We start from the raw sequence: 15,037 nt of genomic DNA, 5'->3' as shown, positions 1-15,037 counted from the left end.
GCGCCCACTGGTTTCCCGACCCGATCTCTGTCACGGCATGATTGCCGAGATCGTACCCATTGTGCGGGGCCAAAGAAGATCGTTTTCCATATCAACGCCGAAAGCCCGGGTGGGAGGAAGCCTCCCACCCCGGCTCGAACTGCGCTTACGGCTCCTACGAGACGGTGACGCGCTCCACGTCACCGCCCAGCGCGGCAAGCCGCGTCGCGAACTGAGCGTGACCGCGGTCAACCAGATAACCAGGCGCCACGATTGTCTCACCTTCGGCGACCAGTCCGGCGAGGACCAGGGCCGCGCCGGTGCGCAGGTCGTGGGCGATCACCTCGGCGCCGCGCAGGTTCGTGGAACCGTGCACGATGGCGCGGGTGCCCTCGACCTCGATCTTGGCGCCCATCTTGTTGAGCTCGTCGGCCAGCGCGAAGCGGCCGTCGTAGATGGCCTCGTGGATGTAGCTCTCACCCTCGGCGAGCGTGGCCAGCGCCATCAGCGGGGACTGCAGGTCCGTCGCGAAGCCCGGGAACGGCGAGGTCACCGCGTTGATCGGGCGCAGCGGCACGGACGGGTCCCGCTGGACGTGCAGGACGGCGCCCTCCTGGGAGAAGCCGACGCCCATCTGCTCGAGCTTCCAGCGGGCCACACCCAGGTGGTCCAGGTTGGCGCCCACCAGGCTGACCTCGCCACCGGTGGCGGCGACGGTCATCGCGAACACACCGGCGTCGATGCGGTCGGACATGATGGTGTGCTCGACGGCGGTGAGCTCCTCGACGCCCTCGACGGTGATCAGACCGGTGCCGCCACCGCTGATCTTCGCGCCCATGGCGGAGAGGAAGTTGATGACGTCGATGACCTCGGGCTCGAGGGCCGCGTGCTCGATCACGGTGGTGCCAGGAGCCAGCACGGCCGCCATCAGGAGGTTCTCGGTACCGGTGTGGGACGGGGTGTCCAGGTACAGGTGACCGCCGCGGAGCTTGCTCGCCTCCACGTTGATGTGGTTGAGCTCGAGGTCCTCGGTGACCTCGGCGCCCAGCCGCGCGAAGCCGCGGTAGTGGAAGTCGAGGTTCCGGCTGCCGAGGTTGCAGCCGCCGACACCCTCGATGCGCGCGCGGCCGGTGCGGTGCATCAGCGCGGGAACGAAGAGCACGGAGCCGCGGAAGCGGGCCGCGATGTCGGCGGGCAGGACGGCGCGCTCGGGGTCGTTGAGACCGGACGCGTCGATGACGACAGTGCGCTCGGCCTCATGGAAAGCGACCTTGGCGCCCACGTGTTCGGCGAGCTCAAGCGCGCGGTAGACGTCCTCGATGACCGGGACGTTCCGCAGCACAGTACGGCCCTTGGCCGCCAGTAGGGCGGCCCCGATCATCGGCAGGACGGCGTTCTTCGCGCCTTGGATGAACGCCGTTCCACTGAGGGGGCGTCCGCCGCGGACGCGGTAACGAACCTCCTGGCCCATGCTCATGTGCTCCTTTGTGAGGCAGATGTGAAAAAAAGGTCACCCACGTCGGGTGTCGCCCGTATGCGTTTTAGACGCGGGATTCCCCCGGAACGTTGCGACCAACTTGCGTGTGACCTGCGCGGCCAGTGAACCGGTGGGTTCGCGCTGACTCTATAGCAACCCGCTCACGCCAACCGGCTCAGAACGTGGTATACCCGCAGATCGCGGTAAGAGTCCCGCCAAACGGCCAAAGAGGCATGACGCCGGAGGGAGAGACCAGGGGTCGTACGCATGGCTTTCCGTTACTCCGGTGTTGCATACGACTCCACCACCATACGCGCTCTCACAGCCGAAACGACGTTCGCGTGCGCTGAATCACGCCGCCGCCGTCGGTCACAGGGCGGGGTCGGTACCGGTCAGACGCCTGTAGATCTCCGTGTAACGGGACAGAGTGCGCTCCACCACGTCGGCAGGGAGTTCCGGAGGCGGTGTGTCCGAGGCGCGGTCCCACCCCGACCCGGCCGAAGTCAGCCAGTCGCGGAGGACCTGCTTGTCGAACGACGGCTGGGCGTGTCCCGGGTGCCATTCGTCGGCGGGCCAGTAACGGGACGAGTCCGGGGTGAACACCTCGTCGGCGAGGACGAGGTCACCCGAGCCGTTCCGACCGAACTCGAACTTCGTGTCGGCGAGGAGCACACCGCGCTCCCGGGCGATGTCCCGGCCGCGCCCGTAGACCCGCAGAGTGAGGTCGCGCAGCTCCGCGGCGAGCTTCTCACCGTGCCGCTCGGCCACGACCTCGAACGACACGTTCTCGTCGTGGTCGCCGACCTCGGCCTTGGTGGCCGGGGTGAAGACCGGCTCGGGCAGCTCGGAGCCGTCGGTCAGGCCCTCGGGGAGCGGGACGCCGCACACCGTGCGGTCCACCCGGTACTCGGCCAGCCCGGAACCGGCGAGGTAGCCGCGGGCCACGCACTCCACCGGGACCATGTCCAGCCGCTCACAGACCAGCGTGCGCCCGGCCCAGTCGGCCGGCGCGCCCTCGGGAGGGGTGTCCGAGACAACATGGTTGGCGACCAGGTCGCCGAGGCGCTCGAACCACCACAGGGACAGCTGTGTGAGCAGTCGGCCCTTGCCGGGGATCTCCGTGGGCAGCACCCAGTCGAACGCCGAGACGCGGTCGCTGGCCACCATCACCAGTTCGCCGGAGGCCGTCGAGTACAGGTCGCGCACCTTGCCGGTGTGCAGATGGGTGAGCCCCGGAACCTCGACGGGCTCGGGAACGGTGACGAAGCCACTCATGACGCTTCTCTCTGGTTTCGGTGCGGACCCCTCCAGTATCGCGTTCCCGGTGACGGGCCCGCTCGGGCAGCCCCCGCGCTCCGTCTCCTCCGGGGCGGCGGCACGCACGCACAAGGGCCCCCGGCGCGCCGCCGGAGGCCCTTGAGGGGTTCTGTCGCCCGTCGCTAGACCTCGGCGGCGGCCCGCTCGGCGATGTCGGTGCGGTAGAAGGAGCCGCGCAGTTCGAGCCTGCTCGCGGCCTCGTAGGCGCGCTCACGGGCCTGGCGCAGGTCCGAGCCGGTACCGACCACGTTCAGCACGCGGCCGCCGTTGGACTTGACGTCGCGGACCCCGTCCCAGGCGGTGCCCGCGTGCAGCACGTAGGCGCCCTCGACGGAGTTCGCGGCGTCGAGGCCGCCGACGAGGTCGCCCTTGACCGGGTCGCCCGGGTAGTTCTCCGCCGCGACCACGACGGTCACCGCGGCGCCCGACTTCCACTGGAGCGAACCGATCGAACCGAGACCGCCGGTGTCGGTGGCCTGGAGGACCGTCCCGATCGGGGTGGCCAGCCGGTCCAGCACGACCTGGGTCTCCGGGTCGCCGAAGCGCGCGTTGAACTCCACCACGCGCGGACCCTTGGAGGTCAGCGCCAGGCCCACGTAGAGCAGGCCCTGGTAGCGGTGGCCGCGGCGGTTCATCTCGGACACGGTCGGCCGGACGACCGACTCCATGACCTCGTCCACCAGGCCGGCGGGTGCCCAGGGGACAGGGGCGTAGGCGCCCATGCCGCCCGTGTTGGGCCCCTGGTCGCCGTCGTAGGCGCGCTTGAAGTCCTGTGCGGGCAGCAGCGGGAGCGCGTGGGTGCCGTCGGTGAGCACGAACAGCGAGACCTCGGGGCCGTCGAGGAACTCCTCGATGACGACCCGGCCGCACTCGCGGGCGTGCTGCTCCGCGAGGGCGCGGTCCTCGGTCACCACGACGCCCTTGCCCGCGGCCAGCCCGTCGTTCTTGACCACGTAGGGCGCCCCGAACTCGTCGAGGGCCTCGGAGACCTGGCCGGCGCTGCGGCACACACGCGCCTTGGCGGTGGGGACCCCGGCCGCCTCCATGACCTCCTTGGCGAAGGCCTTGGAGCCCTCCAGCCGGGCTGCCTCCTTGTCGGGGCCGAACACCGGGATGCCGCGGTCGCGCAGGGCGTCGGCCACCCCGGCCACCAGCGGCGCCTCCGGGCCGATCACGACCAGCTCGGCCCGGATGCGCGCGGCCAGCTCGGTCACGGCCAGCCCGTCCGTCACGTTGATGACGTGGTTCTCGGACAGGTCGGAGATGCCCGGGTTGCCGGGTGCGCTGTGGATGCTGGTGACGCCCGGATCAAGGGACAGAGCTCGGACGAGTGCGTGCTCGCGGCCTCCGCCGCCGAGAACGAGGGCTTTCACTACAGGGGGCCTCTTCTTCTGCTGGAGGACGTTACGGGTGGTCGCCGGGTCAGACCAGGGAACGCAGCTGGAGGGTCTCCTCGCGGCCCGGACCGACGCCGATGGCGGAGATCGGAGCGCCCGCCATCTCCTCAAGAGTACGCACGTAAGCCTGCGCGTTCTCGGGGAGTTCGTCGAATTTCCGGGCGCCCGTGATGTCCTCGGACCAGCCGTCGAAGTACTCGTAGATCGGCGTGGCGTGGTGGAAGTCGGTCTGCGTCATCGGGATCTCGTCGTGGCGCACGCCGTCGACGTCGTAGGCCACGCACACCGGGATGCGCTCCAGACCGGTGAGCACGTCGAGCTTGGTCAGGAAGAAGTCCGTGATGCCGTTGATCCGGGTGGCGTAACGGGCGATCGGGGCGTCGAACCAGCCGCAGCGGCGGTCGCGGCCCGTGGTGACGCCGTACTCGTGGCCCTGGGTGCGCAGCCACACGCCCTGCTCGTCGAGGAGCTCGGTCGGGAAGGGGCCGGAGCCGACGCGGGTGGTGTAGGCCTTCAGGATGCCGACGACCTTGGTGATGCGGTTGGGGCCGATGCCGGCGCCCGCGGCCGCGCCGCCGGAGGTGGGCGAGGAGGAGGTGACGAACGGGTAGGTCCCGTGGTCGATGTCCAGGAGGGTGCCCTGCGAGCCCTCGAGGTAGACCGTCTTGCCCTCGTCCAGCGCCTTGTTGAGGATCAGGGAGGTGTCGGCGACGTGCGGGCGCAGCTTCTCGGCGTAGCCCAGGTACTCCTCGATGATCGGCTCGGCCTCGAGGGCGCGCCGGTTGTACACCTTGGTGAGGAGCTGGTTCTTGTCGTGGAGGGCGAGCTCGATCTTCTTGCGCAGGATCTTGGGGTCGAACATGTCCTGCACGCGCACGCCCTGGCGGGTGACCTTGTCGGCGTAGGTCGGGCCGATGCCGCGACCGGTGGTGCCGATCTTGCCCTTGCCGAGGAAGCGCTCGCTGACCTTGTCGAGGGCCCGGTGGTAGGGCATGATCAGGTGCGCGTTGGCCGAGATGACCAGGCGGGAGGTGTCCACACCCCGCTCCTGGAGGCCGCGCAGCTCCTCGAACAGCACACCCGGGTCGATGACCACGCCGTTGGCGATGACCGGCACGACGTTCGGGGACAGGATGCCGGAGGGCAGCAGGTGGAGGGCGTATTTCTGGTCGCCGATGACCACCGTGTGCCCGGCGTTGTTGCCACCCTGGTAGCGGACCACGTAGTCCACACGGTCACCGACCAGGTCGGTCGCCTTGCCCTTGCCCTCGTCGCCCCACTGGGCACCCACGAGCGTGATCGCCGGCATTGGTCTCTACCTCTTCGCTCGACACCTGACCGGGGCTTTTCCGGCCCCGAACATGGATGAACCCCTGGCGCAAGGCAGCGACAGGGGCCGTTGCGTATTGAGCGTACACGACCTGCGCATCCGGGTTAAGTGGGGCTTTGCGGCGCCTGTGTCACACGGTTCCCGCGTGCTCTGTGCGCACGCCTTTTCCCCGGCCGGCTCCGGCGTGGCGGACTCAGCCGTTGAGCGCCTGGTCCGCCTCCGGGCTGGACTCCTTGAGGAAGGTCGCGCAGCGCTCGGCCTCCTCGGCGTCGCCGATCTGCTCGGAGGCCTTGCCCAGGGCGTGCAGGGCGCGCAGGAAGCCCTGGTTGGGCTCGTGCTCCCACGGGATCGGGCCGTGGCCCTTCCAACCGGAGCGGCGCAGCTGGTCCAGGCCGCGGTGGTATCCGGTGCGGGCGTACGCGTAGGCGGTCACCGGCCGGCCGTCGGCCAGGGCCAGCTCGGCCAGGCGCGCCCAGGCCGCGGAGTAGGTCGGGAAACGACCGGCGACCGGGGTGGGGTCGTCCGAGGCGGCCAGCGCCTCGCGCGCCTCGGGGTCGTCGGGCAGGCGCGTCTCGGGCGGCTCGTTCAGCAGGTTCTGGTGCAGGTTCATGCCCCCATCCTGCCACCGGGCCGGCACCTCCCGGAGAGCCGGGCTCAACCCGCCTCCGACCCGTGCCGCTGGACCCGGGCGGTGGAGCCGTGCGTCGCCGCGTGCGCCGCCACCGCGGCCAGGGCCAGCACGAGGGCCAGGGCGGGCAGCGTCGGACCGGCGAGCAGGTCCGGGGCCCTCCACCCGTCGGACCCCACGTACGCGTAAGGGCTCACCCGGTTCAGTCCCGGCACCATGTTGCAGGCCGCCGCCCCCAGGAAGATCCCCGCCAGCACGACCAGCCCGGACGGCACCGCGCCCAGGAAGGGCGCCAGCAGGTACACGGCGGACACCGCCAGCAGGATGTTGGTCACCAGCAGCCACGGGTTCTCCGCCTCCGAGGCGGAGGGCAGCAGCGCCGACGCGGCGGCCCCCGGCAGCAGAACTCCGAGCGCGGCCACCGCGGCCGCCCGGACCCGCGTCCGGGCCCCGCCCAGCCGCTCCCACTCCCACAGGCGGGGGCGGTTCGCCCACGCCCCGACCGAGGCCGCGCACACGCACAGCAGTTCGGCGACGGGGATCCGCTGCTCCTCGTTGGGCCAGTCGAACACCGCCACCGGCACCACGACGCCCGCCGATGCCGAGCCCAGGGCCACCGCCGCCACGGCCGCTGCCAGGGCCTGCAGCATCGGCAGCAGGGAAGGGCGCACCGGCACCAGGACGGGGTGCGGTGTCACGGTCGCCACGGCAGCTCCTCGGGTTCCACTTCGCACCGGGCGAGCCGGTCCTCGTTCCGGCCGATCCAGTCCCGGACCTCGTCGGGGGCGGCCTCCGCGAACGGCCCGGCGCCGGGAGAACCGGGGAAGGACCGTGAGGCGAGCCAGGTCTGGAGCCCCACCAGCACGGCCGCCCGGCGCTCCTGCGGGGTCGCTTCCCCGCCGGTCCCGGCCACACCCTCGGAACCGCACACGAGCAGGTCGGGTACCAGCCACCCGGCGGATGCCTGCGGTACCTCCTGGTAGGGGTCCCAGCCCGGGTGGACGCGCGTCCAGAGCACGCCGTGCCCGGTGCCGTGCAGCACTTCGTCGTCCCCGGTGGCCAGGCTGTGGTCGCGCACCTGCGCGGGGGCGGCTTCGGACGACCCGTAGGCGGCGAAGACCGGGGCGGCCAGTTCGACGATCAGGGCGAGTTCGTCCGCGTGCCCCTCGTGCACGCAGTAACGGACCCCTTCGCGCTCCGCACAGACCTCGGAGCCGACCGGAGCGTAGGTCACGAGCGGGAACGCGTGCAGGTGGGGCAGGACAGCGGCGGTCGCCACCGCGACCACCGCCGTGACGTGCGGGGCCGACCACCGGCGCGGGGCCCGCAGCAGCCAGACGGACGTCCACGCGGCGGCGGTCGCCAGGAGCAGGAAGAACCCCAGCCGGTAGAGGCCGAGCGGGACGCTCTCCCGCATACCGAGGGAGGGAGTGAACGGAAGCTGGAGCGACAGGGCGGTCCAGGCGTCGGCGACCAGGGGCAGGCTGGTGCACACGAAGACAAGACCGATCGCCACCGGAACCGCGATCAACCCGCGCAGGGCGACCCCGCACAGGTAGCCGAGCAGGGTGAGGGCCGCGAACCCGGTCAGCGCACCCAGGACGGGCACGGGGTTCGGCGTGCCCGCACCCTGCGAGGCGACGGCGGCGGTCAGCGGGAGCAGCCCCACCAGATAGGCGCTCAGGCACCAGCCGATGACCACTGTCACGTGCCGCAGCGGGACATCCCGCCCCAGACGGGGCTGCCAGGACTGGGCGAACACCAGACTCGGCCGGGTGAGGCGGGCGGCAGCCAAGGCCGCGGCACCGGCCGCCACCACGACCGGCAGCCGGGCCTGGACCCCCACCTGTCCGGAGAGGTACACCCAGTCCAGGGCGCGCCAGGAAAGCTGACCCCAGGTCGCTGTCAGTGTCATGAGGAGGACGATCCCGGCCGGGACCAGCACCAGGGGCGGCGGGAGCGGCCAGAAGAGGGGCGAGGTCGTCAACCTGCTCCGAACCGACGTGTTCCGGGACGACGTGCCCTGGGCCGCCTCACTCCGGGGCGCCCGGTTCCGGAGCGGGCTCACGGTCGCTCTCCGACCCGGGCGATCAGCCGGTCGTAGGCGCGCTCGAACCCGGAGCCGTAGGCGCTCGCCCCGGGGACGTCGTCGATCAGGGCCTCCAGTTCGGGAAAGGTGCCCTGGAACTCGATCCGGCCGCCCGCCAGGACCCCGATCCGGGTGCACAGGTGGGCGACGTCCTCGATGAGGTGGGTGGAGATCAGCACGGTCCGGTCCGCGCCCAGGCCGGCCACGACCTCGCGCACCCGGAGCCGCTGCCCCGGATCGAGACCCGCGGTGGGCTCGTCCAGGATCAGGACGCGGGGGTCGTGGGCGAGGGCCGCGGCGATGCCCACGCGCTGGCGCTGGCCCCCGGACAGGGTCCGGGTGCGCCGGTCGGCGAGCCCGGCCAGGTCCACGGATTCCAGCGCCCGCCGGGCCGCCTCCCCGCACTCGCGGCGGTCCAGCCCGTGCGTCCAGGCGGCGTAGGCGACGGTCTCCGCCACGGTCAGCTCACCGGTCAGGGAGAAGCGCTGCGGTACGAACCCGAGTTCGTGGCGGGCCCGGGAGCGGCCGGTCCCGGTGGACAGGTCGTGCTCCCCGATGAGCAGGCGCCCTCCCCGGACGGGGAGCAGCGTCACGATGAGCGACAGCAGAGTGGTCTTGCCCGCGCCGTTCGGGCCGAGGAGCCCGGTGACCCCGGGCTCCACGGTCCAGGTGAGGCCGTCCAGGACCTTTCTCCGGTTTCGGTAACCGAAGTCCAGACCCTCAGCGGTGACCCGCACGGGCCCGCCCCTTCGCCCCCACCGGAATTCGTCCGGGGATCCTGGTCAGCACAGGGTCGTCCTTCCGGACGACAGTTTGTTTCCGCTCGAACTCCTGGTCTCGGTGAAGTAGGTGCCTTGTCCGTCGCAGTTTCCGGAGGCTCGGAGGTCTCCGTTGGAGAACCCGGTCCGGCTGGTCTCGGCCACGACTTTGTCGGGCCAGGCGGTGCGGTGCCTGCGTACCTGCACGGTGAGGGTCACCGTGCCCCCGCAGCCGGCACGGGATCCGGTTCCGGAGACGGTGCCGTTCGAAGCGGTGGGGTTGTCGGCGCCGAGCGAACAGGCGGCCGCCTGCTCACTCGCGCTTCGGGACGCGGCTGCGGCCGGGGACGACGAGGCCCACGCGGCGCCGGCCGTCGAGCCCCCGACGAGCACGCTGCCCGCCACGAGCACGCCGACAGCCGCCAGGCGGACCGATCGGTTCCTGTCCTTCACGTTTCCTCATTCTGTCCGAGGGAGAAGCGCGGGGTGAATTCCCGGGCCGACGGACGCGAAACCGAGGTTGGAAGGTCCTTTTTCGACGCTGGGCGTCCTGTGGGGAAATGCAGTGAAAAGTGCACCCGGGTTTCCCTCGGAAGAGGGGTCCGGAGAATATCTGTCCGCCTGATTCGGGCAGTCCACGGGCGCGTTTCGTGTTGCGACCGATGCCCGCCACGGGGGCGGGCGAGGCGTGGGAGAACGGGGATGCGGGACACGGGACACGGGACAAAAGGACGGTGTCCGGCGGTCGTGACACGACTGCCGGACACCGGGTGCCGGACCGCCGGGGAGCGGTCGGGCGGGGTCCTACTTCATCTTGTTGCCGGCGGACTTCAGGTGCTGGGCGCCCTCGACCACGCGGGCGGCCATGCCGGCCTCGGCGACCTTGCCGTAGGCGCGGGGGTCGTAGGCCTTCTTGTTGCCGATCTCGCCGTCGACCTTCAGCACACCGTCGTAGTTCTTCATGATGTGGTCGACGACCGGGCGGGTGTAGGCGTACTGGGTGTCGGTGTCGATGTTCATCTTCACGACGCCGTAGCCGATCGCCTCGTGGATCTCCTCCATGGTGGAGCCGGAGCCGCCGTGGAACACGAAGTCGAAGGCCTTGGCCTTGCCGTACTTGGCGGCGACGGCCTCCTGGGCGGACTTGAGGACCTCGGGGCGCAGCTTCACGAAGCCCGGCTTGTAGGAGCCGTGCACGTTGCCGAAGGTCAGGGCGGTCAGGTAGTAGCCCTTCTCGCCCAGGCCCAGCACCTCGGCGGTACGCAGGGCGTCCTCCGGGGTGGTGTACAGCTTCTCGTTGATCTCGCCGACGATGCCGTCCTCCTCGCCGCCGACGACGCCGACCTCGATCTCGAGGATGGTCCGGGCGGCCTTGGAGGCGGCGAGCAGCTCGTCCGCGATCTGGAGGTTCTCCTCCAGCTCGACAGCGGAGCCGTCCCACATGTGGGACTGGAACAGCGGCTCCTGGCCCTTGGCCACGCGCTCCTTGGAGATCTCCAGGAGCGGGCGGACGAAGCCGTCGAGCTTGTTCTTCGGGCAGTGGTCGGTGTGCAGGGCGATGTTCACCGGGTACTTGGCGGCGACGACGCGAGCGAACTCGGCGAAGGCGACCGACCCGGTGACCATGTCCTTGACCGAAGCGCCGGAGAGGAACTCCGCACCACCGGTGGAAATCTGGACGATGCCGTCGCTTTCGGCCTCGGCGAAGCCGCGCAGGGCGGCGTGCAGCGTCTGGCTGGAGGTCACGTTGATCGCCGGGTAGGCGAAGCCCTCGGACTTCGCGCGGCTCAGCATCTCGGTGTAGACCTCGGGGCTGGCGATGGGCATGGCTTGACTCTCCCTGGTTCGGCCTGGAGCGAGCGGCCGCCGACGCGAGACTCTCGCGTACCGACGGCACCCCACGTGCGTTGCCCCGGTGGAGGAGACCGGACTGTCGGGGGCGGCCCGGGGGCCGTGCGTCCGGAGGTGTCCACCAGGTGTCGTCCAAGTATCCCGAATAGCCGGAGCCGTTGGAAAGGTCTAGACCAAAATGCTCCGGATCGGCGACGTACCCGCAGCTTACGGGGCCGGGAAAGGGCACCGGGGGAGGGGGTCGAGAGGGGGCCGGGCGCGGACCGGAGATTCTGTGCGGCTATGTCACGAATAGTGGTGAAGCTGCACCTGGGGGGCGACTGCTGTCGCTTTTTGTCGTGATACGCGCTACATTCGTCGCCGTGGGAAGGCATAGGAACGATCCGCGCGGCGTTGGCCAGGTGATGGCCATCGTCGGGGCTGTCGTGCTCCTGGTCACTCTGGTGGCCCTCGGCGGGTACTTCTTGTACCGAGCTATTCCGGGTACGGGCACCAGCGTCAGCGCCAACGCGTCAGAGGCTGCGGCCGAAGGAGTGGACACCGACGAGATGGGTGTCCTCTACATCCGGGTGGTGGGCGACTCCAGCACGGTGTTCGTCCGGGTTCCCGGCGGGGACGTGCTCCTGGACCAGGAACTCACCCAGGGCAACTCCGTGAACTACCCCGACAACGCCAACGGCCTCGAGGTCACCATCGGCGACCCGACCGCCGTCGAGGTCTACGTCAACGGCAGCGAGCGCGACATCTCCGATCGCGGGCCGGGGCACAGCTTCACTCTCAATCCGTAATACGGAAGCGCTTCACCCTCAACCCGTAGTCCGGACCCTCCTCGGCCAGGCCCTTCACCCCCGGCCAGGCCCTCGGTGCGGCTGCGGGCTTCGGCGCGCCCGGACCCGGCGGGCTCCCGAGCGCGGCCGCCCCCGACCCGCGGTCCGGGGCGGGGCCCGAAGACCCCACCGCGCGGACCAGGGATCACACGTCCAGGTCGGAGACCTCGAAGACGGGCCGGTACTCCAGGCCCTCCTCCTCCAGCTTGCCGCGCGCGCCGCGGTCGACGATCAGCGCGACCGCCACGACCTCGGCGCCGGCCTCACGCAGGGCCTCCACGGCCGTCATCACCGAACCGCCGGTGGTGGAGGTGTCCTCCAGCGCCAGCACACGGCGCCCCTTCACGTCCGGGCCCTCGATCCGGCGCTGCAGACCGTGCGCCTTGCCCGCCTTGCGCACCACGAAGGCGTCCAGTTTGCGTCCGCGCGCGTGCGCGGCGTGCAGCATGGCGGTGGCCACCGGGTCCGCGCCCAGGGTCAGACCGCCCACCGCGTCGAACTCCAGGTCCTCCACGGTGTCCAGCAGAACCGAGCCGACCAGCGGCGCGGCCTCCCCGTCGAGGGTGATCCGGCGCAGGTCGACGTAGTAGTCGGCCTCCTTGCCGGAGGACAGGGTCACCTTCCCGCGCACGACCGCCTTATCGTTGATCTGACGCAGGAGTTCATCACGTTCGCTCATGACCAGTGAGCCTAGAACACCGGGTGGGGCCGCGCGGACCAGGGCTCTCGCCCCGGATGGGATGTCGATGCAGGAGAACACCGGCCAGGAGCACACCGGAACCGTCCGGGTGGAGACCACCGTGGACAGCCGCGAGGGCGCCGAGGAGGTGGCCCGTTCCGTGGTCGGGCACCGGTTGGCGGCCTGCGCGCAGGTGGGCGGCCCGATCACGAGCTTCTACCGCTGGGAGGGTTCGGTCCAGTCCGACGAGGAGTGGACCGTGGTGCTCAAGACCGCCGCGGACCGCGTGGACGACCTGGTCGCGCACCTGGTCGAGACGCACCCCTACGACGTCCCCGAGATCGTCGCCGTGCCCGTGACCGGCGGGAACCCGGCGTACCTGACCTGGGTTCGGGACGAGACCAGGGCGGGCGGTCCCGCGTGATCGCCGTCCTCCTACCCCCCACCCTCCGCGCCCCCTTCTCGCTTCCGGGGGTCGGGGAGGCCCTCACCGCCGAGGGGCACACCCCGGTCTTCCCCGAGGTCCCGGACGACGACACCGCGCCGCACGCCGCCCGCTACGTCGCCCGGGCGAGCCTGGAGATCAGCCGACTGGTCACCGACCGCTCCCCGGTGGTCCTGGTCGCCGAGGGCGACAGCGGACCGCTCCTGGGTGCCGTCGGCGCGGCCCAGCGCTCCGCGCACCGCCCGGTCCTGGGCTACGTGCTCGTGGACGCTCCGCTACCGCAGCCCGGCAGCCCGACCCGGGACGACCTCACCCGGAACCAGCTGCTCACCGGGGTCCCGGCCAGGGCGGACGAACCGGCCGCCTACCGCACCGAGCGCCTGCCCACCGTCCCGGACTGGCCGGACGCTCCGTGCGGCTACCTGCTGACCGACCCCGCCTTCGCGCACCCCGCGCACCTGGCCGGGATGCGCGGCTGGGTGGTCCGCGACGCCACGGGGGACCGGTCCGAGGCGGCCGGCGAGCTCGCCGCGCTCATGGGCGGACTCCTTCGCTGAGCGCGGCGAGCCGCTGAGCCGGGGCCGTAGGGTCGCGGAACTGCTGAGCCGTCGGACCGGCGGCCGTCGGACCTCCGGACCGGGGCGCGGCGGTCTCCGGCCGGACGGAAATCCAGGTGACAACGGGAGGGGGCGTCCCCAGAATCGGGACATGATCGCGGACCACTTCCCCCCGATGGGGCTACGCCTGAACACACCACGCCTCCAGCTGAGGATGCCCTCCGACGCGGACCTGGCCCAGCTGGCCGACGCCGCGGTCTCGGGCATCCACGACCCGGAGCAGATGCCGTTCGTCGTGCCGTGGACCGACCAGACACCCGGCCGTCTGGCCCAGGGGGTCATCCAGCACAACTGGTCGGCCATGGCGGCGTGGACGCCCGAGAACTGGACGTTCAACGGGGTCGCGGTGCACGAGGGCACCGTGATCGGCATCCAGGACATGACCGCGAAGGACTTCGCGGTCGCCCGCCAGGTGGACACGGGCTCGTGGCTCGCCCAGCGGTTCCAGGGAAGGGGCCTCGGCACGGAGATGCGCGCCGCCGTCCTCCACCTGGCCTTCGAGGGACTGGGCGCGGACGCCGCGATCACGGCTGCCTTCGACGCCTCGACCGCTTCGCGGGGGGTGTCCCGCAAGCTGGGTTACCGGCCCAACGGCTCGCGGCTGATCTCGGTCCGGGGCCGGCAGGTCCACGAGACGCGGTACCTGCTGACCCGGGAGGAGTGGGAGAGGCACCGTACGGTTCCGGTGGAGATCGAGGGCCTGGAACCGTGCCTGCCCTACTTCGGACTGGGCGAGCTGCCCGACTGACGGCCGGCGGGCTCGCCGGTCCCGCGGCGCATCAGGAGCAGGCCCGTGAGGAGGCCGAGCAGCATGCCCGCGCCGGTGACCACGCCGCTGACCAGCGGCACCCAGTCCGGGTACCCCGACAGGGCCATGAGCAGGCCGACACCGCCGAGCACAGTGCCGTACCCGGCGACGTAGAGCATCTCGGGCTGCTTCCAGTACCAGGCCAGCGGGAAGAAGTGCAGGCCGACGACGAGCGCGACCCAGGCCACCCCGGCCTGGTCGGGAATCCCGTCGAGCCTGCTGATGACCTGTGCTCCGCCGATGATGAGGGCCACCTCGACCAGGGTGACCACACCGAAGAAGGCACCGAACTGCGGCGTGCTCGCCGGGCCGGGGGAGGCCTCGGGCTCCTCCGCGCTCTCCCGGGACTCCTTCCGCACGGCGAGGAGCACCAGGACGACAATGGCGACGGCGGCCCCCACGGCGAGGGTCCGGGTCACCGCCGACACCGCGGGCGGCAGGGGTGGACCGCTGTTGATCAGTACGAACGCCAGTCCGAACACCGAACCGACGAAGAATCCAGCAAAGCGTGTCAGCATTCTTGGAAGTTACCAGCGAATGCTGCACCTTTCAGGGCTTATGTATCGCTTTGTTGATGTTGGTCATCAAGCGAATGGTTGTGTGTGCTTTCCTGGAGTGTGTGCCCGCACGCGTGACGCGTCGAGCGGAAAGGGAAGCCGGCGATGAACGACGACGGACGCGGGTCCGGGATGCCCGCACCGGAACGGCCCGGACAACAGGGATACGCCCTTCCACCGAGCCCTTACGCCATCGAGCGCCCGGGGCCCCACCAGCCCACCGGGCCCACCAGGGCGCCGTGGAACAGCGCACCTCCGGCGCAGCCTCCGAACCGGCG

At 70.9% G+C, this 15,037-nt stretch carries 16 protein-coding genes; 4 read left to right on the top strand and 12 right to left on the bottom strand.

Translation table 11 applies throughout. From position 1 onward, the window contains the following. Positions 1-154: 154 nt before the first annotated feature. From murA to fbaA, 10 genes are all read right to left on the bottom strand, one after another. Positions 155-1,450 (bottom strand): UDP-N-acetylglucosamine 1-carboxyvinyltransferase, encoded by a 1,296-nt coding sequence (gene murA, locus D458_RS0116465; protein WP_026119374.1) that lies wholly within the window; start codon positions 1,448-1,450, stop codon positions 155-157. Between the two features lie 375 nt (positions 1,451-1,825). Next, positions 1,826-2,731: a phosphoribosylaminoimidazolesuccinocarboxamide synthase gene (locus D458_RS0116460; protein WP_017587852.1), complete on the bottom strand. Its 906-nt coding sequence runs from the start codon at positions 2,729-2,731 to the stop codon at positions 1,826-1,828. 164 nt (positions 2,732-2,895) lie between these two features. Further along, complete coding sequence (gene purD, locus D458_RS0116455) at positions 2,896-4,146, bottom strand: phosphoribosylamine--glycine ligase (protein ID WP_017587851.1); 1,251 nt, start codon at positions 4,144-4,146, stop codon at positions 2,896-2,898. Positions 4,147-4,195: 49 nt separating this feature from the next. Continuing rightward, positions 4,196-5,479 carry an adenylosuccinate synthase gene (locus tag D458_RS0116450; protein ID WP_017587850.1) on the bottom strand — a complete coding sequence of 428 codons (1,284 nt, stop codon included), beginning with the start codon at positions 5,477-5,479 and terminating at the stop codon, positions 4,196-4,198. Between the two features lie 214 nt (positions 5,480-5,693). Next, positions 5,694-6,110 (bottom strand): DUF3151 domain-containing protein, encoded by a 417-nt coding sequence (locus D458_RS0116445; protein WP_017587849.1) that lies wholly within the window; start codon positions 6,108-6,110, stop codon positions 5,694-5,696. A 44-nt stretch (positions 6,111-6,154) separates the two neighbouring features. Beyond that, positions 6,155-6,835: a hypothetical protein gene (locus tag D458_RS0116440; RefSeq protein ID WP_017587848.1), complete on the bottom strand. Its 681-nt coding sequence runs from the start codon at positions 6,833-6,835 to the stop codon at positions 6,155-6,157. Further along, positions 6,823-8,115, bottom strand: coding sequence for a hypothetical protein (locus tag D458_RS0116435; protein ID WP_017587847.1), 1,293 nt, complete (start codon positions 8,113-8,115; stop codon positions 6,823-6,825). Before D458_RS0116435 ends, D458_RS0116440 begins: the two co-directional genes overlap by 13 nt. A gap of 77 nt (positions 8,116-8,192) precedes the next feature. Further along, positions 8,193-8,954 (bottom strand): ABC transporter ATP-binding protein, encoded by a 762-nt coding sequence (locus D458_RS0116430; protein ID WP_017587846.1) that lies wholly within the window; start codon positions 8,952-8,954, stop codon positions 8,193-8,195. Between the two features lie 45 nt (positions 8,955-8,999). Then, positions 9,000-9,428, bottom strand: coding sequence for a hypothetical protein (locus D458_RS0116425; protein WP_017587845.1), 429 nt, complete (start codon positions 9,426-9,428; stop codon positions 9,000-9,002). 351 nt (positions 9,429-9,779) lie between these two features. After that, positions 9,780-10,802 carry a class II fructose-bisphosphate aldolase gene (gene fbaA / locus D458_RS0116420; protein ID WP_017587844.1) on the bottom strand — a complete coding sequence of 341 codons (1,023 nt, stop codon included), beginning with the start codon at positions 10,800-10,802 and terminating at the stop codon, positions 9,780-9,782. 428 nt (positions 10,803-11,230) lie between these two features. Here fbaA and D458_RS0116415 point away from each other — a divergent pair, with 428 nt between their 5' ends. Next, positions 11,231-11,614, top strand: a complete 384-nt coding sequence (locus D458_RS0116415; RefSeq protein WP_017587843.1) for a RodZ domain-containing protein — start codon at positions 11,231-11,233, stop codon at positions 11,612-11,614. Positions 11,615-11,798: 184 nt separating this feature from the next. Here D458_RS0116415 and pyrE read toward each other — a convergent pair whose 3' ends face one another. Beyond that, the gene (pyrE, locus tag D458_RS0116410) at positions 11,799-12,332 is read right to left on the bottom strand and encodes an orotate phosphoribosyltransferase (RefSeq protein ID WP_017587842.1); all 534 of its coding nucleotides are present in this window, start codon (positions 12,330-12,332) and stop codon (positions 11,799-11,801) included. A 61-nt stretch (positions 12,333-12,393) separates the two neighbouring features. Between pyrE and cutA the strand changes: the two genes are divergently transcribed. The 3 genes from cutA (at position 12,394) to D458_RS0116395 (ending at position 14,142) form a co-directional block, all read left to right on the top strand. Then, entirely contained in the window at positions 12,394-12,756 is a 363-nt protein-coding gene (gene cutA / locus D458_RS0116405) for a divalent-cation tolerance protein CutA (protein ID WP_017587841.1), read from the top strand. Then, positions 12,753-13,334 carry a hypothetical protein gene (locus tag D458_RS0116400; protein ID WP_017587840.1) on the top strand — a complete coding sequence of 194 codons (582 nt, stop codon included), beginning with the start codon at positions 12,753-12,755 and terminating at the stop codon, positions 13,332-13,334. Before cutA ends, D458_RS0116400 begins: the two co-directional genes overlap by 4 nt. A gap of 151 nt (positions 13,335-13,485) precedes the next feature. Continuing rightward, complete coding sequence (locus D458_RS0116395; RefSeq protein WP_017587839.1) at positions 13,486-14,142, top strand: GNAT family N-acetyltransferase; 657 nt, start codon at positions 13,486-13,488, stop codon at positions 14,140-14,142. On the opposite strand, the gene D458_RS0116390 is transcribed toward D458_RS0116395, so the two are convergent. Further along, the gene (locus D458_RS0116390; protein WP_026119371.1) at positions 14,112-14,720 is read right to left on the bottom strand and encodes a hypothetical protein; all 609 of its coding nucleotides are present in this window, start codon (positions 14,718-14,720) and stop codon (positions 14,112-14,114) included. The genes D458_RS0116395 and D458_RS0116390 overlap by 31 nt on opposite strands. Between the last annotated feature and the right edge of the window lie 317 nt (positions 14,721-15,037).

It is taken from the genome of Nocardiopsis ganjiahuensis DSM 45031 (assembly GCF_000341085.1).
In the GTDB taxonomy this organism is placed as follows: Bacteria; Actinomycetota; Actinomycetes; order Streptosporangiales; family Streptosporangiaceae; genus Nocardiopsis; species Nocardiopsis ganjiahuensis.
The sequence above is the reverse complement of the archived record's forward strand: the minus strand, read 5'-3'. Positions and strand labels throughout refer to the sequence as shown.